This window comes from Nissabacter sp. SGAir0207 (assembly GCF_005491205.1).
Taxonomy (GTDB): domain Bacteria; phylum Pseudomonadota; class Gammaproteobacteria; order Enterobacterales; family Enterobacteriaceae; genus Chimaeribacter.
This window is the reverse complement of the sequence record NZ_CP028035.1, coordinates 1,215,002-1,240,117: the sequence shown is the minus strand read 5'-3', so window position 1 is coordinate 1,240,117 and position 25,116 is coordinate 1,215,002. Positions and strand designations below refer to the sequence as shown.

Genomic DNA, 25,116 nt, shown 5'->3' with positions numbered 1-25,116 from the left:
CTGCTTTCCATACTTAATCGGGGCCGGACAGTGCCCGGCCCCTTGCGTCAGACCTTTCTCTTCCCAGCCGGGGCCATCGCCCCGGCGATGCCGCTCCTTATACCTGATGCACCTGAATGCCGTGCTGCACCAGCACATCGGCCAGCGTGTTGCTGCTGTCCAGCGTGTTGTTGTGGTAGACGTCGAAGGTCATGCCATCGACCACCCGCTCACCGGTGTTGGCCCAGGTGCCGCCGTCGCCCGCCAGGTTGACCTGGCTGCCATCCGCCCCCTTGATCAGCAGGGTGTCGGCTGGCGCATCCTTGACGTTCTGCGCCTCATTGAGGTTCAGCGTGATGCTGTTGGTGCCGCTCTGCCCGAGGTCAAAGATCTCGATGTGCTCCACCTTCAGCCCGAGCGCCACCAGATCGAGGTGCTGCTCGGTGCCCGCCAGCAACAGGGTGTCGGTGCCAGCGCCCCCATCAATGTGCGAGAAGTCGAGGGTGTAGAGCGCAATGGTGTCATTGCCGCTGCCACCGACCGCCTCGCCGCCGCTGGTGGAGAGATCGAGGGTCATGCCGCCAATCGAGTAGGCCGTCTCCTCGGCTGCCGTGCCGGTTTCCGCCGTGGTGCTGCTGGTATCCGGTGTGGCCAGCGCCGTGGTCAGGGTGCTCTCTGGCTGGCTGCTGTCGCCCTCCGCCGCCACGCTAAAGGCCGAAAGCGTGACCGTACCGGCCTCCTCGGTGGAGAGTGCCGAGACGTCATCGGTGGTGACCGCCGCCAGCGTGGTGGCCGCCACTGCCGGCTCACTCAGCAGGGAGCCAAGCAGCAGCGAGGTGGTGACCGCCGCCGTGTTGCCCGCCACGTCCACGGCCGACACGGTGACGGTTGACAGCAGGGTGACCCCCACTTGGGTCAACAACCCGCCGCTGTAGTGGACGCTGTAGTTACCGAAGGCATCCACGGTACCGGTCTGCACGATACCTTGCAGGTTGACCCTGACCGTGCTGCCCGCCGCCAGGTTACGGGTCGGGCCCGCCACCGTCAGGCCGGTCAACAGCACGCCCAACAGGCTGGTAAGCGGGTAGACGCCCACTTCCGGCGGCGTCTGCACATCCGCCGTGAAGGCGCGGCTGGCGGCGGCGGTGTTGCCCGCCGCGTCACTCAGGGTGACCGAGACCGTGTGCGCGCCGTCACTGATGGCGCGCAGCTCTGCCGGTGCCAGCGTGACGCTCCAGGTGCCATTCGCCGCCACCGTGGCGGTGTGGTTCACCCCGGCCACAGTGACGGTGGCGGTGCCGCCCGCCGCGTTGGTGGAGGTGCCGCTGATGGTCTGCCCGGCGTTGGCCTCGCTCAGGTTCAGGTAGCCGTCGCCGCCGAAGAAGCTGTTGAGCGTCACCGTTGGCGTGGTGTGGGTGATCACCTGCACCGCGGCGCTGCTGCTGCCGGTCAGGTTGGCGGCGTTGGTGACGCTGGCGGTGACGTTATAGTTGCCGTCCGCCAGCGCAATCAGGGTGGTGGACGGCACCGACAGGCTCCAGCTGCCGTTGGAGGCCACCGTGGTGGTGAAGGTCTGCGTCCCCAGCGTCACGCGGACGGTGGAGCCTTCCGCGTTGGTGGTGGTGCCGCTGATGGTCTGCGCCTGATGCGAGTCCGCCGCGCTGATGGCGTTATCGCCAAACACCGAGGTCAGGGTCACGGTCGGCGCGGTCTGGGCGATGACGCTGACCGAGCCATTGGCGGTGGCCGTGTTGCCGTAGGTGTTGGTCACCGTCGCCGCCACCGCCTGATTGCCATTGGCGAGCGTTGCCAGCGCGCTGGTGGGCACCGTCAGGCTCCAGGTGCCGCTACTGCCCACCGTGGTGGTGTAGGTGGCACCCCCCAGCGTGACGCTGATGTTCGAACCGGTCGCCGCGTTGGTGGTGGTACCGCTGATGGTCTGGGCGGTGTTGAGATCCGCCGCGCTCAGCACGCCATCACCAAAGATGGTATTCAGCGTCACGGTCGGCACGGTGGTCGGGCTGGTGCCGACGCGCACCCCGGTGCTGAAGCTGGCGACGTTGCCGACCGGGTCACTCAGGGAGACACCGAGCGTCAGGTTGCCATTCAGCAGGGTGCCGAGGATATCCGGCGTCAGCGCGGCGCTGAAGCGGCCATCCTGGCCAACCGCCGCGGTGGTGGTGATGTTGCCCACGTTGATGTTGACCGTGGTGCCCGCCGCCGCGTTGGTCACTGTCCCGCTGACGGTCTGGGTCACCAGCGATTCGACCAGACTCAGCACGTTGTCGCCGCCAAACAGCGGGTCAACCGTCAAGGTCGGCAAGTTGGTGATGCCGACCAGCGCGGTGCCGCTGGTGCTGCTGCTGTTGCCAGCGGCATCCGTCACCGTCACGCCCACGGAGAGGTTGCCATCCGTCAGGGTGCGCAGCACGGAGGGCGTGATACCGAGGTTAAAGCTGCCATCTGCCGCAGTGGTGGTGACCAGTTGCTGGTTACCGATGGTCACCGCCACGCGCGCCCCGGCCCCGGCACCGCTGACCACGCCACTCAGCGTCTGGGTGACCAGCGCATCGGCGGCGTTCAGCAGGCCATCGCCGAACAGCGGGTTGAGGGTGATGACCGGCGGCGTGACATCCACTGTCAGCAACCCGCTGGTGGTGGCGGTGTTGCCCGCCGCCCCGTTCAGGGTGGCGTTCACTGTCAGCGGGCCATCGAGCAGGGTGCCCAGAATGTCAGGCGCTACGGTGGCGGTAAAGGTGCCGTTGTTGCCCACCGCGGCATTGACGGTGCTGTTGCCAATCGCCAGCGTCACGGTGCTGCCCGGCGCGGCGTTAGCGACCACCCCGCTGATGGTCTGGTTCACCAGCGCATCGGCGGCATTAAGGATGCCATTCCCAAAGATCGGGTTGAGGGTAATGGTCGGTTGCAAGTTAAAGACGCCGATGCTCGCCGTGGTGGAGGCGACGTTGCCCGCCGGGTCAACCACGGTGACGCCGAGGTTGGTGTTGCCCACCGCCAGCGTGGCGAGATCCACGGCCGGGATCAGCACGTTGAAGCTGCCATCCGCCGCCACGGTACCCTGATAGTTACGGGTACCGAGCGTGACATTGACGGTCGAGCCCGTGGCCGCCGATACCACGCCGCTGACGGTCTGGTTGACCGCCGCCTCGGCGACGTTGAGCAGGTTGTCACCGCCAAACAGGCCGGTCAGGTCACCAATCACCGGCACATTATTGATGATGGTGGTCACGGTCTGGCTGACGCTGCGGCTGTTGCCCGCGGCGTCCGTCAGGGTGACGTTGACCGCCAAATCGCCATCCGTCAGGGCTTGCAGCACGCTCGGCGGTACCACAATCGCCCACTGGCCATTTTGGCCGACCGCCGCGGTCAGGTTGGTGCCGCCCAGATTGACGGAGACCGTCGCCCCGACGCCAGCGGAGGTCGCCACCCCGCTGATGGTCTGCGCCACCGTGGTGTCCAGCGCGTTCAGCGTGTTGTCGCCAAACACCGAATCTACCACCAGATTCAGCGCCTGATTGATCACTTTGTTGACGGTCAGGGTGGCGTCGGTCTGGTTGCCCGCCACGTCATTGACGCGCAGGCCGAACACCAGCGTCCCCTCGGTCAGGCTGCCCAGTACCTCTGGCGTCAGGTCAAGGGTGAAGGTGCCATTCGGTTGCACCACTGCGGTGGCGATCGGGTTGGCATCGCCCAGATAGAGGCCGATGGTCTGCCCTTCCGCCCCCACGGCGGTACCGGTCAGCACCTGGCCGATCAGGATGTCGGCGGCATTCAGGATGTTGTCACCCAGCAGCGCGTCCACGGTGATCAGCGGCGCGCTGGTGTCCAGCACCACATCCTGCGACTGGCTGGTGACGTTACCGGCGGCGTCGGAGAGGGTGGCGACCATCGGGTAGGTGCCGTCATCCAGCGCCTGCAACGCCCCGCTCGAGACGTTCACCGACCAGTTGCCGTTGGCCTGTACCGCTGCCCGGTAGGTGGTGCCGTTAAAGGTGATGGAGACAATCTGCCCCGCCTCGCTGGTGGAGGCGGTGCCGCTGATGGTCTGGCTGCTGTTCTCCTCGTTGGCATTCACCACGTTGTCGCCGGTGAACGGGTTGAGCACCAGCGTTGGCGGCGTGCGATCCACCAGCACGTCAACGCTGCCGGTCAGGGTCTGGCCCGCGCCGGTGGTCAGGGTGGCGGTCAGGGTGTCGTTGCCCTCCGGGATCAGGGTGGCGTCAATCTGCGCCGTCCAGTCGCCCGCCGCCCCCGTAATCCCTACGCTGCCAATCACGGTGCCATCCGCCAGCGTCAGCGTAATGGTGCCGGTGCTGTCTGGCGGCAGGTTGGCGAAGCTGCCGGTGACCGGCAGGGTGGTATCGCCGCCGTTGATGATGTTATCACCGCCGACCGCGCCGACAATCAGCAGCGGATCCGGCGGCGGGGTGAGATCGACCGCCACGGTCAGGCTGGTGTTGCCGACGTTGCCCGCCAGATCGGTGATGGAGACGTTAATCACGCCGCCCGCCGCCTCCAGCCCGGCCAGTTGCGCCGGTGTCAGGTTGACTGACCAGCTGCCATCCGCCGCCAGCACGCCGGTGGTGGAGAGGTTGCCAATGCTGACGGTGACAGTGTCGCCCTGCTCCGCGTTGGCGGTAGTCCCGGTCAGGGTCTGGGTATCGAAGCTCTCCAGATAGTCCAGGGTGTCACCGGCTGAGAAGGCGGTGACCGTGATGGTCGGCACGATGGTATCGACGAAGATCACATCGTTGATGGTGGCGCTGTTACCGGCGGCATCGGTTGCCGTCAGGATCAGCGGCTGGTTGCCCTGTGCAACCGAGGCCAGCTCACCGGCCGCAAACGGCACCGACCAGTTGCCATTCTCATCCACGGTGGCGGTGTAGGTCTGGGTGCCCAGCGTCAGAACCACGCTCTGGCCCGCACCAATCTCGCCGGTGGTGCCGGTGAAGGTCGCACCGTTGGCCACGGCGGCGTTGTCCAGTATCCCGGTGCCGGAGGCCACGGAGAAGGCTGGCTGTGGCGCGGTCTGGTCAGAGGTGAAGGTGGCGGTCTCGGTGGCGGTGTTGCCCGCCTGATCGGTGATGGTCACCTCCAGCTCATGCTGGCCATCCGGCAAGTTGCGCAGCGCGCCAGCTGGCAGGGTCACCGTCCAGTCGCCGTTGTCCGCCACCGTGCCGGTGTAGGTCACGCCATTGAGATCCAGCGTCAGCTGCACGCTCTCACCCGGTGCGGGCTCGCCGGTGTTACCGGTCAGGGTCAGCGGCCCGGCGGCCTCATTGATGCTCAACAGGCCATCGCCAAACGGCGTGTCGATCTCTGGTACCGGCCCGCTAAGGCTGGCGACAAAGGTCAGCGGCGTACTGGTGTTGTTGTTGCCCGCGAAGTCTGAGGCGGTGACGCTCAGGGTGTGAGGCCCATCTGCCAGCGCGAGCAGCAACTCCGGTGCCAGATCCAGACTCCAGAAGCCGTTGACATCCACGTCTGCCGCGATCGGTGCCCCGCCATCAATGCTCACGGTAACCGTCACGGTGCCATCCGGGTTCGCCAGCCCGGTGCCGCCGGTCAGGGTCTGCCCGGCCGTGGCCTCCGCGTTATTGAGCAGCAGGTCGCCAAACGGCGCATTCAGCGTCGCCTGCGGCAGGCTATTGATGGCAACGGTGATCGAGCCACCAATGGTGGTGCTGTTGCCCGCGCCATCCGTGACCGTCACGGTGCCCGGCCACTGGCCATCTGGCAGTGCGGTCAGCACCTCCGCCGGCAGCCCCAGCCGCCAGGCGCCGGTGCCGGTGTCCACGTCCGCCGTGTAGAGCGTGCCGTTGATGTTCACCGTCACGGTCTGCGTACCCACAATGCCGGTGGTGCCGGTGAACTCCCCGCCCTGCGCCGCCTCAGCGGCATTGATGATGCCATCGCCAAACGGCACATCGAAGGTCGGGGCTGGCAGGGTGTCAACGATGGAGGCGAAATCAACGCTGTTCTGCGCGCTGTTGCCAGCGCGGTCAGAGGCGGTCAGCGCCAGCGTGTGGGTGCCATCCGCCAGATCGCCGAGTTGCGCGGCGGTCAGGGTGGCACTCCAGACGCCATTTTCATCGACCGTCACATCCACTGCCGTGCCATCGAGGGTCAGCGCCACGGTCTGCCCCGGCCCGGTGAGGCCGGTGGTGCCGCTGATCACCTGATCGGTGGTGGCCTCGGCGGCATTCAGCAGCCCGTCGCCAAACAGCAGGTTGAAGCCGATGGCCGGCTGGGTGGTCACCAGCAGGTCAACGCTGGTGTCCGCGGAGGCCACGTTGCCATAGACATCGGTGGCAGAAACCTGCAACGCATAGAGGCCATCGCCCAGCGTGGTCAGGCTGCCAGCCGGGATCAGCGCGCTCCAGGTGGTGCCGTCACCGTTGACGGTGCCGGTGGTGGTGAAGCCGCCCAGCGTGACGTTGACCGTGCTGCCCGCCGCCAGATTGGTGACGCTGCCGGTCAGGGTGAAGTCACTGGTTGCCTCAGTGATATTGACCAGCCCATCCGTGTACGGCGTGTCGAGGGTCAGGGTCGGCAGTGCGTTGAAGGCCACTGTCAGATCCACACTCTGGCTGTTGGTGTTGCCGCTGGCATCAACCATCGATACCGTCAGCGGCAGCGGGCCGTTGGCGGTGATCAGTTGCAGGTCACCCGCTGGGATCAGCACGCTGTACTGTCCATCGTCACCGGATGCCACGCTGTAGGTGGTGCCATTGAACTGCACCGCGACGTTGACGTTCGGCTCGGTGGTGCCGTTGACCGTCAGGCCAGCGGCCGCCTCGGCCTGATTGATCGCCAGATCGACCCCGGCGCTGGTATTCACGCTCAGAACCGGCGTGGCGGTATCCACCAGCACGCTGGCGCTGCCGGTGCCGGTGTTACCGGCGGCATTGGTGGCGGTGACGCTGATGTCGAGCGTCGTGCCCGACGGGGAGAGTGCCACATCCGCTGGCGGCACCAGCACGCTCCAACTGCCGTCGGCGGCCACCTGTGTCTGGTAGCTCGGGCCGGTGCTGAGGGTGACGGTCAGCAGGCTGCCCTCTGGCAGGCGCTGGCTGTTGCCGCTGATGATGACGTCAGCCTGCGCCTCCAGCGTGTTGATGATGCCATCGCCCGCCACGGCGTTGAGGGTGATCAGCGGCAGGCTGGCGGCCTGCGCTGCCACGGTGAACTCGCCGATGTTGTTGGCCGGGTTGCCGCTGGCATCCGAGGAGGTGACGGTCAGGGTCTGCGCGCCATCTTGCAGGTTGGCGATATCCGCCTGCGGCACCAGCACGCTCCATGTGCCGTCCACGCCCACGGTGCCGCCATAGGTCAGGCCATTCAGGGTCACGGTGACCGGACGGCCCTCCTCCAGGTTAGTGCTGCTGCCGGTGATGATGACATCACCAGTCGCCTCCGCCTGATTGATGAAGTTGTCGCCCGCGACCGCCGTAACGGTCAGGGTCGGCAGGTTGGCGTCCGAGGCATCCACGGTCAGGGTCAGGGTCTGTGGCGCGGAGATATTGCCCGCGGCATCCGTCAGGGTGACCTCGATGGGATAGGTGCCATCGGCCAGATCCTGCACCACTTCGACCGGCAGGTCGATGCTCCAACTGCCATCGCCCAGCACCAGCGTGGTGTAGGTCTGGCCGTTGAACAGCACGCTGACCGGCTGGCCGCTTTCGGCCGGATCCGTGCTGCCGTTGATGGTGACTGGCAGGGTGGACTCGGCGGCGTTGATGGCGTTATCGCCGCTGATGGTGGTGGCATTGAGCACCGGCACCGTGAAGTCAACGGTCAGGGCGCTCTGCACACTGCCCTGATTGCCCGCGGCGTCGGTGACATTCACCAGCACCTGCTGGATGCCCTCCGGCAGGCTTTGCAGTACGGCTGGCTCCAGAGTCACGCTCCAGTCGCCCACCTCATTGGTGGTGGCCGGGTAGGTCGCGCCGTTGAGCGTCACGGTCACGGTCTGGCCCGCGCCCGCCACCCCGCTGTTACCGGTCAGGATCTGCGGCTGGGAGGCCTCGGCGATGCCAAGGTAGCTGTCGCCCAGCGGGGTGTTGATCTGCGGCAGCGGTGTGCCGGTCACCAGCGTCAGCGGGTTGTTCACCGTGCTGTTGTTGCCAGCGGCATCGGTGAGGCTGGCGGAGAGCGCCACACTGCTCGCCGTCACGCCAGCCAGCGCGCCGGCCGGGATGGTGACGCTCCAGCTGCCATCGCCCTGCACTTCAGTCTGATAAGTGACGCTGTTGAGCAGCACCGTCACGGTGCGGCCCGCCTCGGCCGGATCGGTGGTGCCGCTGACGTTAAAGGCGGCCTGCGCCTCCGCGCCATTCAGCACGTTGTCATCACTCACCGGGTTGACCACCAGCACCGGCGCGGTGTAGTCCACCGTGACACTGCCGGTGGTCTGGCTGAGGTTGCCCGCCGCATCCCGCGCGGTGACGGTCACGGCGTTTGGCCCACCCTGCAGATCTTGCAGGTCATCGGACGGAATGATGACCGTCCAGCTGCCATCCGGGTCTACATCGGCGTTGTAGGTGACGTTGTTGAGCACCACATCCACGCTCTGGCCGTTGCCCGCAACGCCGGTATTGCCGGAGATGGTCTGCGGTTCGGTGGCGTCCGCGCTGTTGAGCACTCCGTCACCAAACAGGCTGCTGATGACCGGGGCTGGCAGGTTGGTGATGTGCACGCCGATGTCAACGGTCTGGGTGATCAGGTTGCCGCCCAGATCCGTGACGCTGGCGGTCAGCGGCACCGTGCCATCCGGCAACCGTGCCACGTCCGCCGCCAGCACGGTGATGCTCCAGGCGCCGTTCGGCCCCACCGCGGCGATGTAGCTCTGGCCATCCAGCGCCAGCGTGACAATCGCCCCTTGGGCCACATTGGTGGCCACGCCGCTCAGGGTGACATCGGCGGTCGCCTCGTTGGCATTGATGAAGTTGTCACCGGAGACCGGATCGAAGGCGATGCCGCCCACATCCAGGTTGACAGTGACCGAGCCGCTCTGGGCGGCGGTGTTGCCGTAGATGTCACTGACGCTGGTGGCGATGATCACGCTGTCGCCGTTCGCCAGCCCGGCCAGCGCGCCCTGCGGCAGGACCAGGCTCCAGCCGCCACCGGCGGTGACCTCGGTGGTGTAGTCGGTGCCATTGAAGTTGACGGTGACAATCTGCCCCGCCTCGACGCCCACGGTGCTGCCGCTGATGATCTGCGGCACCTGCACTTCCGCGCCGTTGATCACATCATCGCCGGTAAAGGCATCACGGGTAATGGCGATGTCCAGGTTACGCGCCACCCGCAGATCGTCGTTGAGGGTAGTAACGTTACCCGCCGCATCGGTCACGCTGATGCTGTAGGGGTAGATACCGTTTGGCTGCTGGTTCAGGCCGCTGAGGAAGAAGGTGTAGCTGCCATCCTGCTGCACTTCGGTCTGGTAAGGCACGCCGAACAGCGTCAGTACCACGGTCTGGCCGATGGCATCCGAGGAGCCGGTAACGGTGGTGCTGGTGTCGGTGTTGACCAACACGTTGTCATCGGAGATCGGTTGCAGCGTCAGGGTCGGCGGCGTGAAGTCAACGGTGAAGGTGCTTTCGCTCGGTACGCTGTTGCCCGCGGCGTCGATGGCGTTGACCGTCACGGTGGTCGGGCCTTCGCCCAGCCCGCTCAGCAGGCTGGCCGGCAGGGTGGCGCTCCACGTGCCATTGCTATCGACGTCGGCGGTAATGGTCTGGCCGCCGAGGGTGACAGTGACGCGCTGCCCATCACCGGTGATGCCGGTGGTGCCAGAGAGGCTCTGCCCGGCCACGTTGGTGGCTTCGGCACGGCTCAACAGGCCATCGGCAAAGGGTGTGTCAACGGTCGGCGCTGGCAGGACATCCACCAACACGCCCACAGTGACGCTGGCGGTGAGCGGGGTGTTGCCAGCATCGGTGGCGGTGGCGGTCAGCAGCAGGTTGCCGTCGGTCAGCAGCGCGGTGTCCTCCACCGGCACAGTGACGCTCCAGCCCCCTTGTGGGCCAACCGTGGCGGTGTACTCATTGCCGTTGAAGGTCAGGGTCACCGCCCCGCCCTCTGGCACATTGGCGCTCGAGCCGCTGATGACAATCGCCCCGGCCGCCTCCACGGCGTTGATCAGGTTGTCGCCGGTGACCGGGTCGATGCTCAGCCCGCCCTCGGCGTTGTTGAAGGTGACGTCACGGGTAGCGGTGGCCGGGTTGCCAGCCAGATCCGTGACAGTGGCGCTGATGGTCTGCGCGCCGTTGCTGACCAGCGCGAGGTCGGCGGCCGGTACGCTCACCGACCACACCCCGCCCGCCTGCACCTGCGCCGTATAGCTGCCCGCGCCAAGGGTGATCAGGACGTTGCGCCCCGCCTCCACGTTCTCGGTAGTGCCGCTGATCAGCTGGGCAGTGCGCGACTCGGCCCCGTTGACGATGTCATCACCGGCGAAGCTGTCGATGGTCAGGGTTGGCAGGTTGGCAGCGTTGCCATCCAGCGTTACCACCCGATCAATGGTGGTCGGGTTGCCAGCCCCATCTGTCAGGGTGACGCTCAGGGTGTAGGGGCCATCCGCCAGGTTAGCCAGTGCCGTGGATGGCAGGGTGAGGCTCCACGCCCCGCCCGGCTGCACCTCGGCGGTGTAGGTATTGCCGTTGAACAGCACGCTGACCAACTGCCCCACCTCCGATCCGGTTCCGGAGATGGGCACGCCGCTGGCGATCTCGGCGGCATTGAGCAGGTTATCGCCAGTGATGCTGTCCAGGGTGAGCAGCGGCGCACTGAAGTCCAGCTGCACCGGAATGCTGGTGCTGGCGGTGTTGCCGCCCAGATCGCTGACGGTGACATCAATGCTGGCCGTCCCATCTGGCAGGCCATTGAGGGTCTGGGCCGGGATGGTGACGCTCCAGACACCGTTCTCATCGACGGTGCCGTCATAGAGCACGCCGCCCAGCGTGACAGTGACGCTCTGGCCCGCGCCGGTGGTGCCGGTGTTGCCGGTCAGGGTCTGCGGCAGTGCGGCGTCGGCGCTGCCGACGATGCCATCACCAAACGGCGTATCGATGGTCGGCTGCGGCAGGTTTTGCAGGAACACTGTCAGGGTGCTGCTGTTGCTGACCAGATTGCCACCGGCATCGGTGGTGGAGACCGCCACGGTCTGCGGCCCATCCGGCAGGTTAACCAGCGCGGTCTGCGGCACGATGACCGACCAGTTGCCCTGATCGTTGGTGGTGGCGTTGTAGGTCTGGCCGCCCAACGTGATGGTGACCGGGGTATTGGCCGCCACGCCTTGGGTGGTGCCGCTGATCTCCAGCCCGGCGGCGCTCTCCTGCACGTTCAGGCGGTTGTCGCCCGCCAGGGTGTTAAGGCTGATGCCGCCCAGATCGAGGTTCACCTCAAAGGTGCGCTCGCCGTCGGCAACGTTGCCTGCCACATCCTGCACCGTGCCGGTGACGGTGACGTCACCGGTGGTCAGCAGGCGCAGGTCATTGGCTGGCACCTGCACGCTCCAGCTATTGTCGCTCATCACCTCGGCGGTGTAGGTGCGGCCATTGAGGGTCAGGGTGACGAGTTGTCCCTGCTCGACGTTATAGGCGAAGCCGCTCAGGGTCTGGGCGGTGTTCTGCTCGGCCCCATTCAGGATGTCATCGCCCGCGAAGACGTTGAACACCAGCTCCGGCGCGCTGGCCGGGTCAGTGGCGAGGGTGACGCTGCTGGTCACCTCGGTGCGGTTGCCCGCGCTGTCGGTGATGGAGGCAACGATGTCATAGCTGCCGTTGGGCAGGCCCGCCAGCACGCCCGGCTCCAGCGGGATGCTCCAGGTGCCCTCCTCGGTAACGGTGCCGCTGTAGGACTGGCCGTTGAGCGTCACGTTGACCGTCGCACCCGGCGCGCCATTGCGCGGGATGTCGGCGGAGGTGCCGCTCAGGGTCAGCGCGCCCGCCGCCTCGGTCTGGTTGACGATGTTATCGGCGGTCAACGGCCCGATGTTGAGGCCCGGCGGGGTGATGTCAACAGTGAAGGCACCGGTGGTGTTGGCGAGGTTGCCCGCCACGTCACTCACCTGCACGCTGTAGTTCACCAGCCCATCGGTGAGGGTTTGCAGGGTGTCGGAGGGGATATCAACCCGCCACAGGCTATTCTCATCCACCGTGCCGGTGAAGGTCTGCCCGCCCAAGTTGACGCTGACGCTCTGCCCGACGCCAGTGACGCCAGTCTGGCCGCTCAGCGTCGCGCCGTTCGCCGCCTCGGTGATGTTCAGGAAGCCGTCGCCGAAGGCCGGATCGCTGACGATCACCGGCGGGTTATTGATCAGGACATTGAGATCCTGGCTGGCGGTGATCGGTGTGCCGTCGTTGCCGGGGGTGGTGGCGGTCAGGGTGTAGGCCCCATCCGCCAGCCCGGTCAGCGCGTCACCCGGGATCGCCACGCTCCAGGTGCCATCGCCGTTCACTTCGGCGGTGTAGGTCTGCTCATTGAAGGTGACGGTGACTGTCGCCCCACCGGTCACGCCGGTGGCCGCGCCGCTGACCGTCAGGCCCGCCGCCGCCTCATCGATGTTCAGGTAGCCGTCGCCGGAGAGCAGGTTAATCGCCAGCGAATCGACGCCGGTATTGACGGTGATCTCGGTGGTGGCGGTGGCCGGGTTGCCAGCCAGATCACTGACGCTGGCATCCAGCGTAATCGCGCCCGCGGCCAGCAGTTGCAGGTCAGAGGCAGGCACCGTCAGGTTCCAGCTGCCATCCGCCAGCACGAGGGCGGTATAGGTCTGGCTGCCGAGGGTGACGGTCACTGTCTGGTCGGGCTGCACGTTAGTGGTGGTGCCGCTCAGCAGCTGGTCAACGCTGCGCTCCGCGCCATCCAGCACGTTGTCCACGGCGAAGGCATTGAGCGTCAGGGTGGGCAGTGCGGTGGCCGCCAGCGTGAAGGATTGGGTCACGCTGGTGACGTTGCCGACGCTGTCCTGACTGGTGACGACCACCTGATAGGTGCCATCCGCCAGCCCGACCAGCGCCTCCGGCGGGATCTGCGCGCTCCACGCGCCATTCCCATCGGCGGTGGTGCTGAAGACCTGCCCGTTGATGGTGGCGGTCACCAGATTGTTGGGTTCGGTGGTCAGGCTCAGGGTGATGCCTGCCGCCAGCTCTGCGGCGTTGATGATGTTGTCACCGGCGATCGGATCCAGTGACAGCCCCGGCGCGGCGGTGTCCACCACCAGCTGGCCAGCGGTGGTGCTGATGTTGCCCGCCACGTCTGTCACCGTCACATTGACCGGGTAGCCGTCATCCGGCAGATCCGCCAGGTCATCGGCGGGTACTGTGGCGCTCCAGCTGCCATCCCCCGCCACCAGCCCGGTGTAGGTCTGGCCATTCAGGGTCACGGTGACCGACTGCCCATCGCCCGCCACGCCGGTATTGCCGCTGATCACCAGCGGGTTCTGCGCGGTATCGGCATTCAGGGCTGGCAGTGGGTCGAGGGTCGCCTGCGGCAGGTTGGTGACATGCACATCCAGCGAGGTGGTGGCGTTCTGCACCGTGCCCGCGCTGTCCGTGACGGTGGCAGTGATGGCGTTGGGGCCATCGGCAAAGGCGGTGGCCGGGATGCTGGTGCTCCAGCTGCCGGTGTTGGTGACCAGTGCGGTATAGGTCTCCCCGCCCGCCGTGATGGTGACGGTGCTGCCCGCCGCCACATTGACGGCGGTGCCGCTGATCACCAACGGCAGGCCCGCCTCGGTGGCATTGAGGGCGTTGTCGCCGGAGAGGGTATCAAAGGCCAGCCCGCCGAGGGTGTTGTTGACCGTCAGGGCGCGGCTGTCGGTGGCCGGGTTGCCCGCCGCATCGGTCAGGGTGGCAGTGACGGTCAGGCCGCCATTGGTCAGCACCGCCAGATCGGTGGCCGGTACCGTGACCTGCCAGTTGCCGCTTGCCTGCACTTCGCCGCTGTATGACACGCCATTCAGGACGACAGTGACGGTCTGGCCAGCGGTGCCGCCGCTGCTGGTGCCGCTGATCACCAGCGGCACGGCCTGTTCGGCGGCGTTGAGGATGTCATCGCCCGCCAGCGCATTGAGGGTCACGGTCGGCGCGGTGGTATCCACGGTGACCGTCGCCTGGGCATTGCTGACGTTACCGGCGGCATCCGCCACCTGCACCGCGATCGCCACATCGCCACTCTGCGCCTGCAACAGCGCCGCCGGTACCGTGACGCTCCAGTTGCCGTTGTTGTCCACCGTGCCGGTCAGCTCGGTGCCATTCAGCGTCACCTGCACCGTCTGCCCGGCCCCGGTGACGCCAGTGCGCCCGGTGAGCACCTGATCGGTCGTCACCTCCTGCGCGTTAAGGTAGCCATCGCCAAACGGCGTATCCACTGTCGCCACCGGCAGCGGGTTGACGTAGAGGGTCAGCGCCAGCGTGCCAGTGAGGGTCGTGCCCTGCGCGTCGGTGGTGGTGACCACCACCTCAGTCGGGCCATCGCCCAGCGCCCGCACATCGGCGGCCGGTACAGTGACGCTCCAACTGCCATTCGCCAGCGTGCGGGCGAAGTAGGTGCGGCCGCCCAGCGCCAGCGCCACCTGCGTATCTTCCGGCACGTTGGTGGTCGCCCCCTGCACGATCAGGTCGCCATTGGCCTCCAGCGCGTTGATGCGGTTGTCATCGGAGATGGTGTCGATGGCGATGCTGGTGAGGATCTCCTCGACGCTGAAGTCGAAGGTGGCCGGGTCAGCGGCGTTGCCCGCGCTGTCAGAGACGGTGGCGGTCAGGGAGCCGGCCCCGGCTGGCAGGGCGGCCACCGCGTCGGCGGGCACAATCACGCTCCAGCTGCCGTCCCCCTGCACGGTGGCGGTGTAGGTCTGCTCGTTAAGGGTCAGGGTCACCAGCTGGCCCGCCTCAACGTTGGTGGTAGTGCCGCTCAAGGTCTGCGCCACTTGGTGCTCCGCGCCATCCAGCACGGTGTCGCCACTGCCAAAGCCCGCGATGGTCAGCGTGGGCAGGGAGGCGGAGTCGGCGTTGATCACCAGATCCTGCGTGGCGGTGGTGACGTTGCCATTGGCATCGGTGAGGGTGGCGGTCAGCGGGTAGGTGCCATCCGGGAAGGCACCCGCCGCCGTCAGGGTGTCGGCCGGGATGGTCAGGCTCCAGGCCCCCCCCGCCGCGGTCTGGGCGGTGAAGGTCTGGGTGCCAAGCGTTACCGTGACCGTGCCGTTGTCGACGGAAGAGGTGCCGCTGACGGTGATATCCGCCGAGCCTTCAGCAAAGTTGATCAGGTTGTCGCCCGCGATGGCGTCCAGCGTCAGGGTCGGCGCGGTGACGGCCACGGTCGGCGTGAAGTCGGTGCTGTTGGTGTTGCCACCGGCGTCAGTCACGGTCACCGTCAGGGTGGCGGTGCCATCTTCCAGCGCTTGCAGGTCGGTGGCGGGCAGCGTGACGCTCCAGTTGCCCGCCTGATCCACGCTGCCGGTGTAGCTGTTGTCGCCCAGCGTCACGGTGACGCCCTGCCCGGCCCCGGTGGCGCCGGTGGTGCCGGTCAGCACCTGATCAAGCGCCGCCTCCTCGGCGGTCAGCACATTGTCGCCAAACGGCGTCTCCAGCGTCGGCGCGAGGGTGTTCTGCACATAGTTGCCAATCTCGACGCTGGTCACTTCGCCATCCGGCGTGGTGACGGTCAGGGTCAGCGGGTTGCCAGTCCAGTTCTGCACATCTTCGGCAGGCAGATCAAAGCTGAAGGTGCCATCCGCCAGCACCGGGGTGGTGTAGGTCTGGCCGCCGACCGCGATGGTCAGCTGATCGCCCTCCGCCAGCCCGGCGGTGCTGCCGCTCACGGTCAGGCCCGCCGCCGCCTCATCGGCATTGACAATGTTGTCACCCCCGAGCGGATCGAGGGTGATGGCGGCGGGCACCTGATCCACCTCGACATTGGTGGTGGCAGTGTTGCTGTTGCCCGCGGCGTCAGTGGCGGTCACGGTCAGCGGCGTGGTGCCCTCTGGCAGTGCCTGCAACGCGGTGGCTGGCAGGGTGGCGCTCCAGTTGCCGTTCTCATCCACGGTGGCCGGGTAGTCGGTGCCGCCCAGATTCACGCTGACAGTCTGGCCTGCCCCGGCCACGCCGGTGGTGCCGGTGATGATCTGGTCAGTGGCGGCTTCATCCGCATCCAGCACGCCATCTTCAAACGGCGTGGCGGTGATTGGGGCGGGCAGGTTCTGCACAAAGATGCCCAGATCGACGCTGGCTGGCGGGTTGCCCGCCAGCGTCGCGGTCAGGGAGGTGGTGCCATCTGGCAGGTTCAGCAGATCGGTGGCGGGGATCGGCACCGACCAGCTGCCATCCGGGTTGACGGTGCCGCTGTAGTTCTGGCCGTTGAGGGCCACGGTAATCGGCAAGCCAGCGGCCTCCGCCCCGGCGTTGCCGGTGACGTTGATGCCCGCAGCCGCCTCGGTGGCGTTGATGCGGTTATCTTCCGCGATCGGATCCAGCGTCACCACCGCGTTGCCGAACGCCACGTCAAAGCTGGCCTGTCCGCTGGCGGTGTTGCCTGCCACGTCGGTGGCCTGCACGGTGATCTGGCTGGTGTCGCCAGTGATGGCTTGCAGGGCGGCGGCCGGGATGTTGACCGTCCAGTTGCCCTCCTCCGTGACGGTGGCGGTGTAGTTGATACCATTGACGGTCACCACCACGTTCTGCCCGGCCCCGGTGATGCCGGTGGAGCCGGTCAGCAGCTGGTCTGTGGCCGCCTCGGTGCCGGTCAGGACGCTGTCTTCAAACGGCGCGTTGACCTGCACGTTGAAGTTGGCCTGATTCTGGATAAAGACGCCGATGTCAGCAGTGATCGGCGCGCTGCCCGGTGCGCTGACGGTCAGGGTCTGGGTGCCATCCGGCAGGCCGACCAACGCATTGGCCCCCACCGGCGCGCTCCAGGTGCCCTGCTCATTCACCGTGGCGGTGAAGGTGCGATCACCCAAGGTGATGGTCACTGGCGTGCCTGCCGCCAGATCGGGCGCGCTGCCGCTGATGGTGAAGCCCGCGGCCGCCTCGGCGGCGTTGATCTGGTTATCGGCGGTGATCGGATCGAGCGTCAGGCGCTCGGTGGTGAAGTTCACGGTCACTGGCTCGCTGGCGCTGGTGCTCTGCCCGGCGAGGTTGGTGACAGTGGCGGTCAGCAGCGCCTGCCCATTGCTGAGCAGCAGCAGGTCGGCCGCCGGGACGTCAACCGTGAAGCTGCCATCCTCATTGACGGTGGTGGTGTAGGTGCGGCCATTCAGCGTCACGCTGACGCTCTGCCCCGCCTCCACGCCGGTGGTCGCGCCGCTCACCGCTTGCGCGGTGCCGGTTTCGTCATCGGTCAGGATGTTGTCTTCCGCGAAAGGTTCCAGCGTCAGGGAGGGGAGCGCGGCATCGACGGTCAGGGTGTTGCTGGCGCTGGCCTGCACGCCAGCCAGATTACTGACGGTGGCGGCAATCAGGTCACCGGTCACCAGCCCGGCCAGATCGGCCACCGGCACCTCGACGCTCCAGCGGCCATCCTCCCCTACGTCGGCGGTGTAGCTGTTGCCGCCCAGCGTCAGGGTCACGGTCTGGCCCGCTTCGACGCCGGTGGTGGTGCCAGAGAGGGTCTGGGCAACGGCCGCCTCATCGCCACTCAGCACGTTGTCGCCCGCGAAGGCGTCGAGGGTGATGGAGGGAGCATCCGGTTGGATAATCAAATTGCTGCTGGCGGTGGCTGGCGTACCGGCCTGATCGGTGACCGTGGCGGTCACGGCGAGGCTGTCACCGGCGCCAATCAGCGATTGTAGCTGGCTGGCGCTCAGCGGCGCGCTCCAACTGCCATCGGCCTGTACCGTGGCCTGCACGGTGAAGAGGGTGCCAAACGCCACCGAGACCGTCTGCCCGGCCTCGACGTTGGTGGTGGTGCCGTTCACCAGCTGCTCAGTTTGCGCCTCGCCGCTGGTCAGGACGTTATCCCCGGCAATGACATTCAGGGCGATGGTGGGCAGTTCAGCGGGGGCCTCGACCGTCAGGGTCTGGCTGGCGGTGGCCTGCTGGCCGTTGAGGTTGGTGACGCTGACATCCAGCGTCTGCTCGCCCGCCGCCAGCGCTGCCAGATCGGCCGCTGGCACCAGAATGCGCCAGCTGCCATCCGCGGAGACCAGCGCGCTGTAGGTTTCGCCATTCAGCGTCAGGGTGACTGTCTGGCCCGCCTCCACGCCGGTGGTGGTACCGGTCAGCGCCTGCGCCAGCTGGCTCTCCGCGCCGCTCAGCACATTGTCGCCCGCGAAGGGATCAAGGCTCAGGGTCGGCACCGGGTCTGGCCCGTTGGCGGTGATCACCAGCGGCAGGCTGTTGGTGACTTCGGTGCCTTCCAGCGTCGTGACCGTGGCGGTCAGGGTGGCGTCACCGCTTGGGATCAGCGCCAGATCGGCCGCTGGCACCGTGGTGCTCCAGCTGCCATCTTCGCCGACGGTGGCGGTATAGGTTTTGTTGTTCAGGGTGAGGGTAACGGTCTGCCCGGCCTCAATGCCGGTGGTGGTGCCGGAGAGGGTCTGGGCGCTGTTGCTCTCCTCTTCGGTCAGGATATTGTCGCCGGTGAACGGGTTGAGGGTCAGGGTCGGATCGACCGCCGCGGCCTCTACCGTGATGGTCGCACTGGCGGTGGCCTGCTGGCCGTTGGCGGTATTGACCACCGCGCTCAGGGTGAGGTCGCCGCTCGCCAGCGCCTGCAAATCCGCAGACGGCACATTGACGCTCCAGGTGCCATCCTGCGCCACGACCGCGGTGTAGCTGTTGCTGCCAAGGGTGACCAGCACCACCTGGCCAGCGGTGACATTGGTGGTGGTGCCGGAGAGGGTCTGGTCAAGCTGGCTCTCGGTGGCATCCAGCACGTTGTCGCCGGCGAACGGCGCGAGCGTCAGGGTCGGCTCAGCGCCGCCGCCGATTGCCACGGTCAGATCCACACTGGCGCTCGCCCCCTGCCCGGCGGCGTTGGTGGCGCTGGCGGTCAGGGTGGTGGTGCCATCAGTCAGCGCCTGCAAGTCCGCCGTTGGCACGGTGACGCTCCAGCTGCCCCCCTCGCCGACGGTAGTGGTGTAGGTGACACCGTTCAGGGTGACGGTGACCGTCTGGCCGACCTCAATGCCGGTGGTGGTGCCGGAGAGCGGCTGGTCAATCTGGCTCTCGGTGCCATCCAGCACGTTGTCACCGGCGAACGGGTTCAGGGTCACGGTCGGTTCACCACCGCCGCCCGTCGCCACAGTCAGATCCACACTGGCGGTTGCGCCCTGCCCGGCGGCGTTGGTGACGCTGGCGGTCAGGGTGGTGGTGCCATCAGTCAGCGCCTGCAAGTCGGCGGCTGGCACGGTGACGCTCCAGCTGCCGCCCTCGCCGACGGTAGTGGTGTAGGTGGCGCCGTTCAGGGTGACGGTGACCGTCTGGCCGACCTCAATGCCGCTGGTGGTGCCGGAGAGCGGCTGGTCACTCAGGCTCTCGGTGCCATCCAGCACGTTGTCGCCGGCGAACGGATTAAGGGTCACGCTTGGCTCGCTGCCACTCACCAGAACGGTCAGCTCCACGCTGGCGGCTGCCCCCTGCCCGGCGGCGTTAGCGGCCGTGGCGGTCAGGCTGGTGGTGCCATTCGCCAGCGCCTGCAAGTCGGCGGCTGGCACGGTGACGCTCCAGCTACCATCCGTGCCGACGCTGGCACTGTAGGTCACGCCATTCAGGGTGACGGTGACCGGCTGGCCAGCCTCAATGCCGCTGGTGGTGCCGGAGAGGGTCTGGTCGCTCTGGCGCTCGGTGGCGTCCAGCACGTTGTCGCCGGTGAACGGATTGAGGGTCAGGGTGGGCAGTACCGCGCCGCTGGCGTTCAGGGTCACGCTTTGGCTCAGGGTGGTGGTGTTGCCAGCGGCATCACTCAGGCTGGTGGTGATCAGGTAGCCGCCATCGGCCAGCCCGCTCAGGGCCTCCGCCGGGATGGTCAGGCTCCAGCTGCCGTCGGCGGCCACGGTGCCGCTGTAGGTCACGCCGTTGAAGCTGACGGTGACCGGCTGGCCCGCTTCGCTGGTGGAGGCGGTGCCGCTGACGGTCAGCGGCTGGCTGGCTTCGGTGGCGTCAATCACGCCATCGCCAGCAATTGGCGTCACGCTCAGGGTGGGCGGAGTCTTGTCAACGGTCAGCGGAATGGTGGTCTGGCTGGTCTGGCCGGTGGGGGTGGTGATGGTGACGCCAATGGTGCTGGTGCCATCCGGCAGGCCCTGGAGGGCGGAGGCCGGGATGGTGACCGAGACGCTGCCATCCGCGCCAATGGTGCCGGGATAGGTAACGCCATTCAGGGTGGCCTGTACCGTGCTGCCCGCCGGGGCGTTTTGCAGGGTGCCGGTCAGGGTCAGGTCATTTTGGCTTTCGGCAGCATTCAGTTGGTTGTCGCCCGCGGCGGGCGTCAGGGTCAACACGGGGGTCGCACCCGGCGTGCCATCGTCATCATCCCCGCCACCGCCGCCGCCACCGGTGCCAGCGGCAATCGCAATCCCGCCGCCTACCGCCACCGCGCCCAGCCCGGCCAGCACTGCCGGGGTGAAGACCGAGCCAGCAAACTCCAGCGGGGCCAGGGTATCGAGCGCGACAAAGGTCGGCTCCAGCGCCAGCGGGGCCGCTGGGGCGGCCGCCTCGGCAAACACGGCGTGGTCGAGCAGGCCGGTGCCATCATCAAACACCAGCTCGCTATGGTAACCGGCGGCATCCTCCAGGAAGAAACTGCGATAGCGCACCGTGGTGCCATCCTGCATGTGCAGGATCAGGTCGTTGCCGACGCGCTCATAACTGGTGACCATGCTGCGCACGCCATTCAGGCGCACAATGCTCGGCTCCGTCAGGGAGAATGTCTGGGAGCCGTCTGAAACCTGGGAGATGAAAGTGCCTTCATTGCGGGAAAGGATCTGTCCGGTTGCCATATGCTGCCTCTTATCCAAATCGTCGTGAAAAAATTCCATGTGTCTGTGGCCCGGCATACAGCAGGGAGTAGGACGCGCGGAAAATTGACTAAAGCCCACTTAATCTGTGGCTTTGTGGTTTCTCAATCTGGTGCGGCACGGCAACAAAGAACAAAAAATAAACACTACATAAAAATAATCAGTGATGTCCTGACCATTGATAAACGATGCTTTTTAGAGTCAGTGACTCTCTAGGTATATGTTTCAAAGTGTGGCTCTGCTTTAAAAAAAATCTATCACAGAGATAAAAAATATTAATTACATCGGTGTGACTGGATGCAATTTTGTTAAATAAACCGGTTTATAACGGCAAATTCCCGCTATAAAATGCTGATTAAAAACAAATTTAACTAAACTTATTATAATTTAACTTAAGGTGCACATAATAAACACAACTTTTAACATAGGAAAAGGGGCGGTCAGGATACATCAGAAAAATTTATCGATTGTGCGAGCTGAATCGAGCAGCCCAGCCGGTGGCCCGCTTTACCCGTATAAAAAGTGAACGTTTTTAGCAGGGTTGAGACAAGATGGCCGGGTTGCCCCGGCCTGTGTGATGGATGTTAGATCTGGTGCACCACAATCCCCTGTTGCACCAGTACGTCGCCCAGCGTGTTGTCGCTCTCCAACGCGCTGTTGTGGTAAACATCAAACAGCAGCCCATCCAGTTGCCGCTCGCCACTCTCCGTCCAGAGGCTGCCATCGCCCACCAGATTGAGCTGGCTGCCCGCCGCGCCCTTGATCAGCAGGCTCTCATCCGGCGTGTCCTTGAGGGTTTGCGCCTCATGCAGGCCCAGCGCCAGACTGTTGCTGCCGCTCTGGCCGAGGTCAACGATCTCGATGTGCTCAATCTTCAGCCCCAGCGCCGCCAGATCGAGGTGCTGGTCACTGCCCGCCAGCAACAGGGTGTCGATGCCCGCGCCGCCGTCAATGTGCGCCACCTCCGCCGAGGTCAGCAGCAGGGTGTCATCGCCGCTGCCGCCCACCGCCTCGCCCTGCACGCTCTCCAGCCGCAGGCCGCCAATGAAGCCCGTCTCCTCGGCCTGATCGGGCGTGGCCGCGACCTCCGCTGCGGCGGGTGCCGCCATCAATGCACTCTCATCGGCGGCAGGTGCACGCGCCTCCTCTGCCCCGGCCAGCGTCAGTACGCTATTGACCTGCGCCAGATTGCCCGCCAGATCGCTCAGGCTGATGGCCAGCGGCAACTCGCCCGCCGGTTGGTCTGCCAGCGCCCCGGCCGGGATGGCGGCCGTCCAGCTGCCATCCGCCTGCACCGGCGCGTGGTAGCTCACCCCATCCAGCATGATCATCACCAGCAGCCCGGCCGCCGCCGCGCTGGCGGTGCCGGTCAGGGCAAAGCCCGCCTGCGCCTCCTGCAGGGTGATCAGGTTATCGCCAGTGACCGGTGCCAGCGCCAAACTGGGGGCGGTGAGATCGACGGTGAGCGTGGCTCTGGCGCACAGCATCCGGCCATGCGCGCCACGCACATGGGCCGTCAGCGTCGCCGTCCCCTCCTCCAGCGCCGCGGCATCCGCTGCCGGGATGCGCGCCGACCAGCTGCCGTCCCGACCAACGCGGGCGCTGTAGTGCTGGCCATTCAGCGTCAGGTGCACCAGCGCGCCGCGCGCCACCCCCTCGGTGTGGCCGCTCAGGGCGATCGCCCCGTCCGCCTCGCTGGCGTTGATCAGGTTGTCACCGGTGACCGGGTCGATGCTCAGGCCGTCACGGTGGCTATGGACGTGGATTGCCCGCGAGGCAGTGGCCGGGTTGCCCGCCACGTCACTGACGCTGGCGCGCAGCACTTCGCGGCCATTGCCAAAGTCCGCCACCGCCTCTGCCGGGATGATCAGCGACCAGCGCCCATCCGCCTGCACCACGGCGCTGTAGGTGACGCCATCGGCCTCCAGTTCCACCGTCTGGCCGCTCTGCACGTGGCGGGTGGTGCCGCTGATGATCTGGTCACTCTGCACCTCCGCCCCGTTCAGCACGTTGTCGCCGCTGACCGGGTTGATGCGCAGCGACGGCAGATTGTCCTGATAGACCATCAGGGTCTGGGTGATGTCGAGGCTGTTGCCCGCGCTGTCGCCGGTGTTGACCGCCACAGTGTTCGGGCCATCCGGCAGTTGCGCCAGATCCGCCGCCGGGATAGTCACGCTCCAGTGACCGGCGTCATTGATCACCGACGTAAAGTAGATCTTGCCGTTGAGGATGACATTCACCCCGTTGCCCAGCGGCACGCCCTCGGTGTCGCCGCTGATCACCAGATCCTGCGCCCCCTCGGCCGCATTCAGTTGGTTGTCGCCAGCGATCGGGTCGAGGGTGAGGCTGCCGACGTTGAGGTTGACGTACAGGCTGCCCTCGGCAAAGGCGGTGTTACCGGCGCGATCCGCCACCGTGGCGGTGATATCGACCGGGCCGGTGGAGAACTGGCCCAGATCCGAGGCCGGGATCAGCACGCTCCAGCTCTCAAAGGTATCCACCACCGCGCTGTAGGTGAAGTTGCCCAGATGGAGGGTGACGATCTGCCCCGGCTCGACAAAGTAGGCGTGGCCGGTGAAGTACTGATCGGTGGCCTGCTCCTGCACGTTCAGCACGTCATCACCGGCGAAGGGGTCAAAGTAGAGCTGCGGCGTGTCGATGATGTCCGTCACCAGTTGCAGGCTGTCTGACAGCGGGTTGCCAAATTCGTCAGTGGTCTCCACCACCGCCGCCAGCTGGGTGTCGCCCAGCGCCTGCACATCCGCCGCGGGCACCGTGACGCTCCAACTGCCATCCGCCTGCACCTGGGTGCTGTAGCTCAGGCTGCCGAGCGCCAGCGTGACCGGCGTGCCCGCCGCCACCAGATGGGCGATGCCCTGAATCACCACGTCGCCCTGCGCCTCCGCCGAGTTGATGATGTTGTCACCGGCCACGGTATCAATGGCGATGCCCGGCAGGCTGTCCTCAAAGGTAAAGCGCGCGATGGCCGGCTCCACCGGGTTGCCCGCGCGGTCAGTGACAGTGATCCAGAGGTTGCCGGTGCCGTTGGGCAGCGAGGCGACCTCCTCCGCCGACAGAATCACCTGCCAGCTGCCATCCGCCTGCACCTGCGTGGTGTAGACCCGCTCATTGATGTGCAGTATCACCTCTTGCCCGGCCTCGACATTGGTCGTCCAGCCGTTGATGGTCTGCCCCACCCGGTGCTCCGCGCCGTTGTTGACGCTGTTCTCAAAGCCGCCGCCGCCCGACGGCAGCGAGCCACCGTCGCTGTTGAGGTAGAGCGCCCGGCTCGCCACCTGGCTGTTGCCGCTGCCATCCGCCACGCTGGCGGTCAGGGTGTAGTTGCCATCCGGGTAGGCGCCCGCCGGGTAGCTAAGGGTGTGTGAGGGGATAATGACGCTCCAGCCGCCGCTGGCATCCGTCTGGGTGGTGTAGCTGCCGCTGCCGAGCGTCACGGTCAGGTCAGCATTGGCCAGCGACGACGTGCCGCTGACGGTGATGCCGGGTTCCGCTTCCGCCTCGGCAAAATTGATCATGTCATCCGTGGCGACCGGATTGATCACCAGCGTAGCGGCAGCCGCAGTTATTGCGCCGTCGCTGAGTTGGGAAAAGAGCACCCCGCCCTCACGGGCGGAGGAATTTATCGTTGACATAGTTGCCTCACTCTTCACAGAATTTGCGAAAATTCCCACCCGGCCCCTTTCCAACGGGAAAAGGCAGGTGGGGGATAACCTGAATGCCTTGCATCAGGTTATTACGCTCTCTGAACGCAGGAGGCGCGTAAAATAGCCGGAGCGGTAAAATCCGCGCCAGCTTAGCATTATCACCTTGATCTCTTTTTACTGCCTGCCGGTTGATTTAATGGATTTTTTCCAACGCAGGCCATTCCGGGCGTCCATATCCCGCTCCGCTTTGCAAATAACACTATTGGGTTATTCTGTGTCTTTTTAAAAAGCGGTTTCTTTTGCCGGGAAATCGATGTTCACTTTTTTTAGCGCAAAACCAATTAACCATTGCCATACGCCTTGCGCCCAGCAAATAGGCCGCCCGCCAGAAAGGGGTCGGGTGGTCTATTTAATCCCATGCTATACCCAATGTTCAGGTTAATTAATGGGCGGCCCATCGCGCCGGACGGTATTTAATTTATTTGCGAT

General features: G+C 65.9%; 2 protein-coding genes. Both read right to left on the bottom strand.

Translation table 11 applies throughout. The features are described 5' to 3' along the window. Positions 1-97 precede the first annotated feature (97 nt). Positions 98-20,944, bottom strand: a complete 20,847-nt coding sequence (locus C1N62_RS05250; RefSeq protein WP_168195811.1) for an Ig-like domain-containing protein — start codon at positions 20,942-20,944, stop codon at positions 98-100. A 602-nt stretch (positions 20,945-21,546) separates the two neighbouring features. Next, the gene (locus C1N62_RS05245; RefSeq protein WP_137762633.1) at positions 21,547-24,615 is read right to left on the bottom strand and encodes an Ig-like domain-containing protein; all 3,069 of its coding nucleotides are present in this window, start codon (positions 24,613-24,615) and stop codon (positions 21,547-21,549) included. Positions 24,616-25,116: the final 501 nt, after the last annotated feature.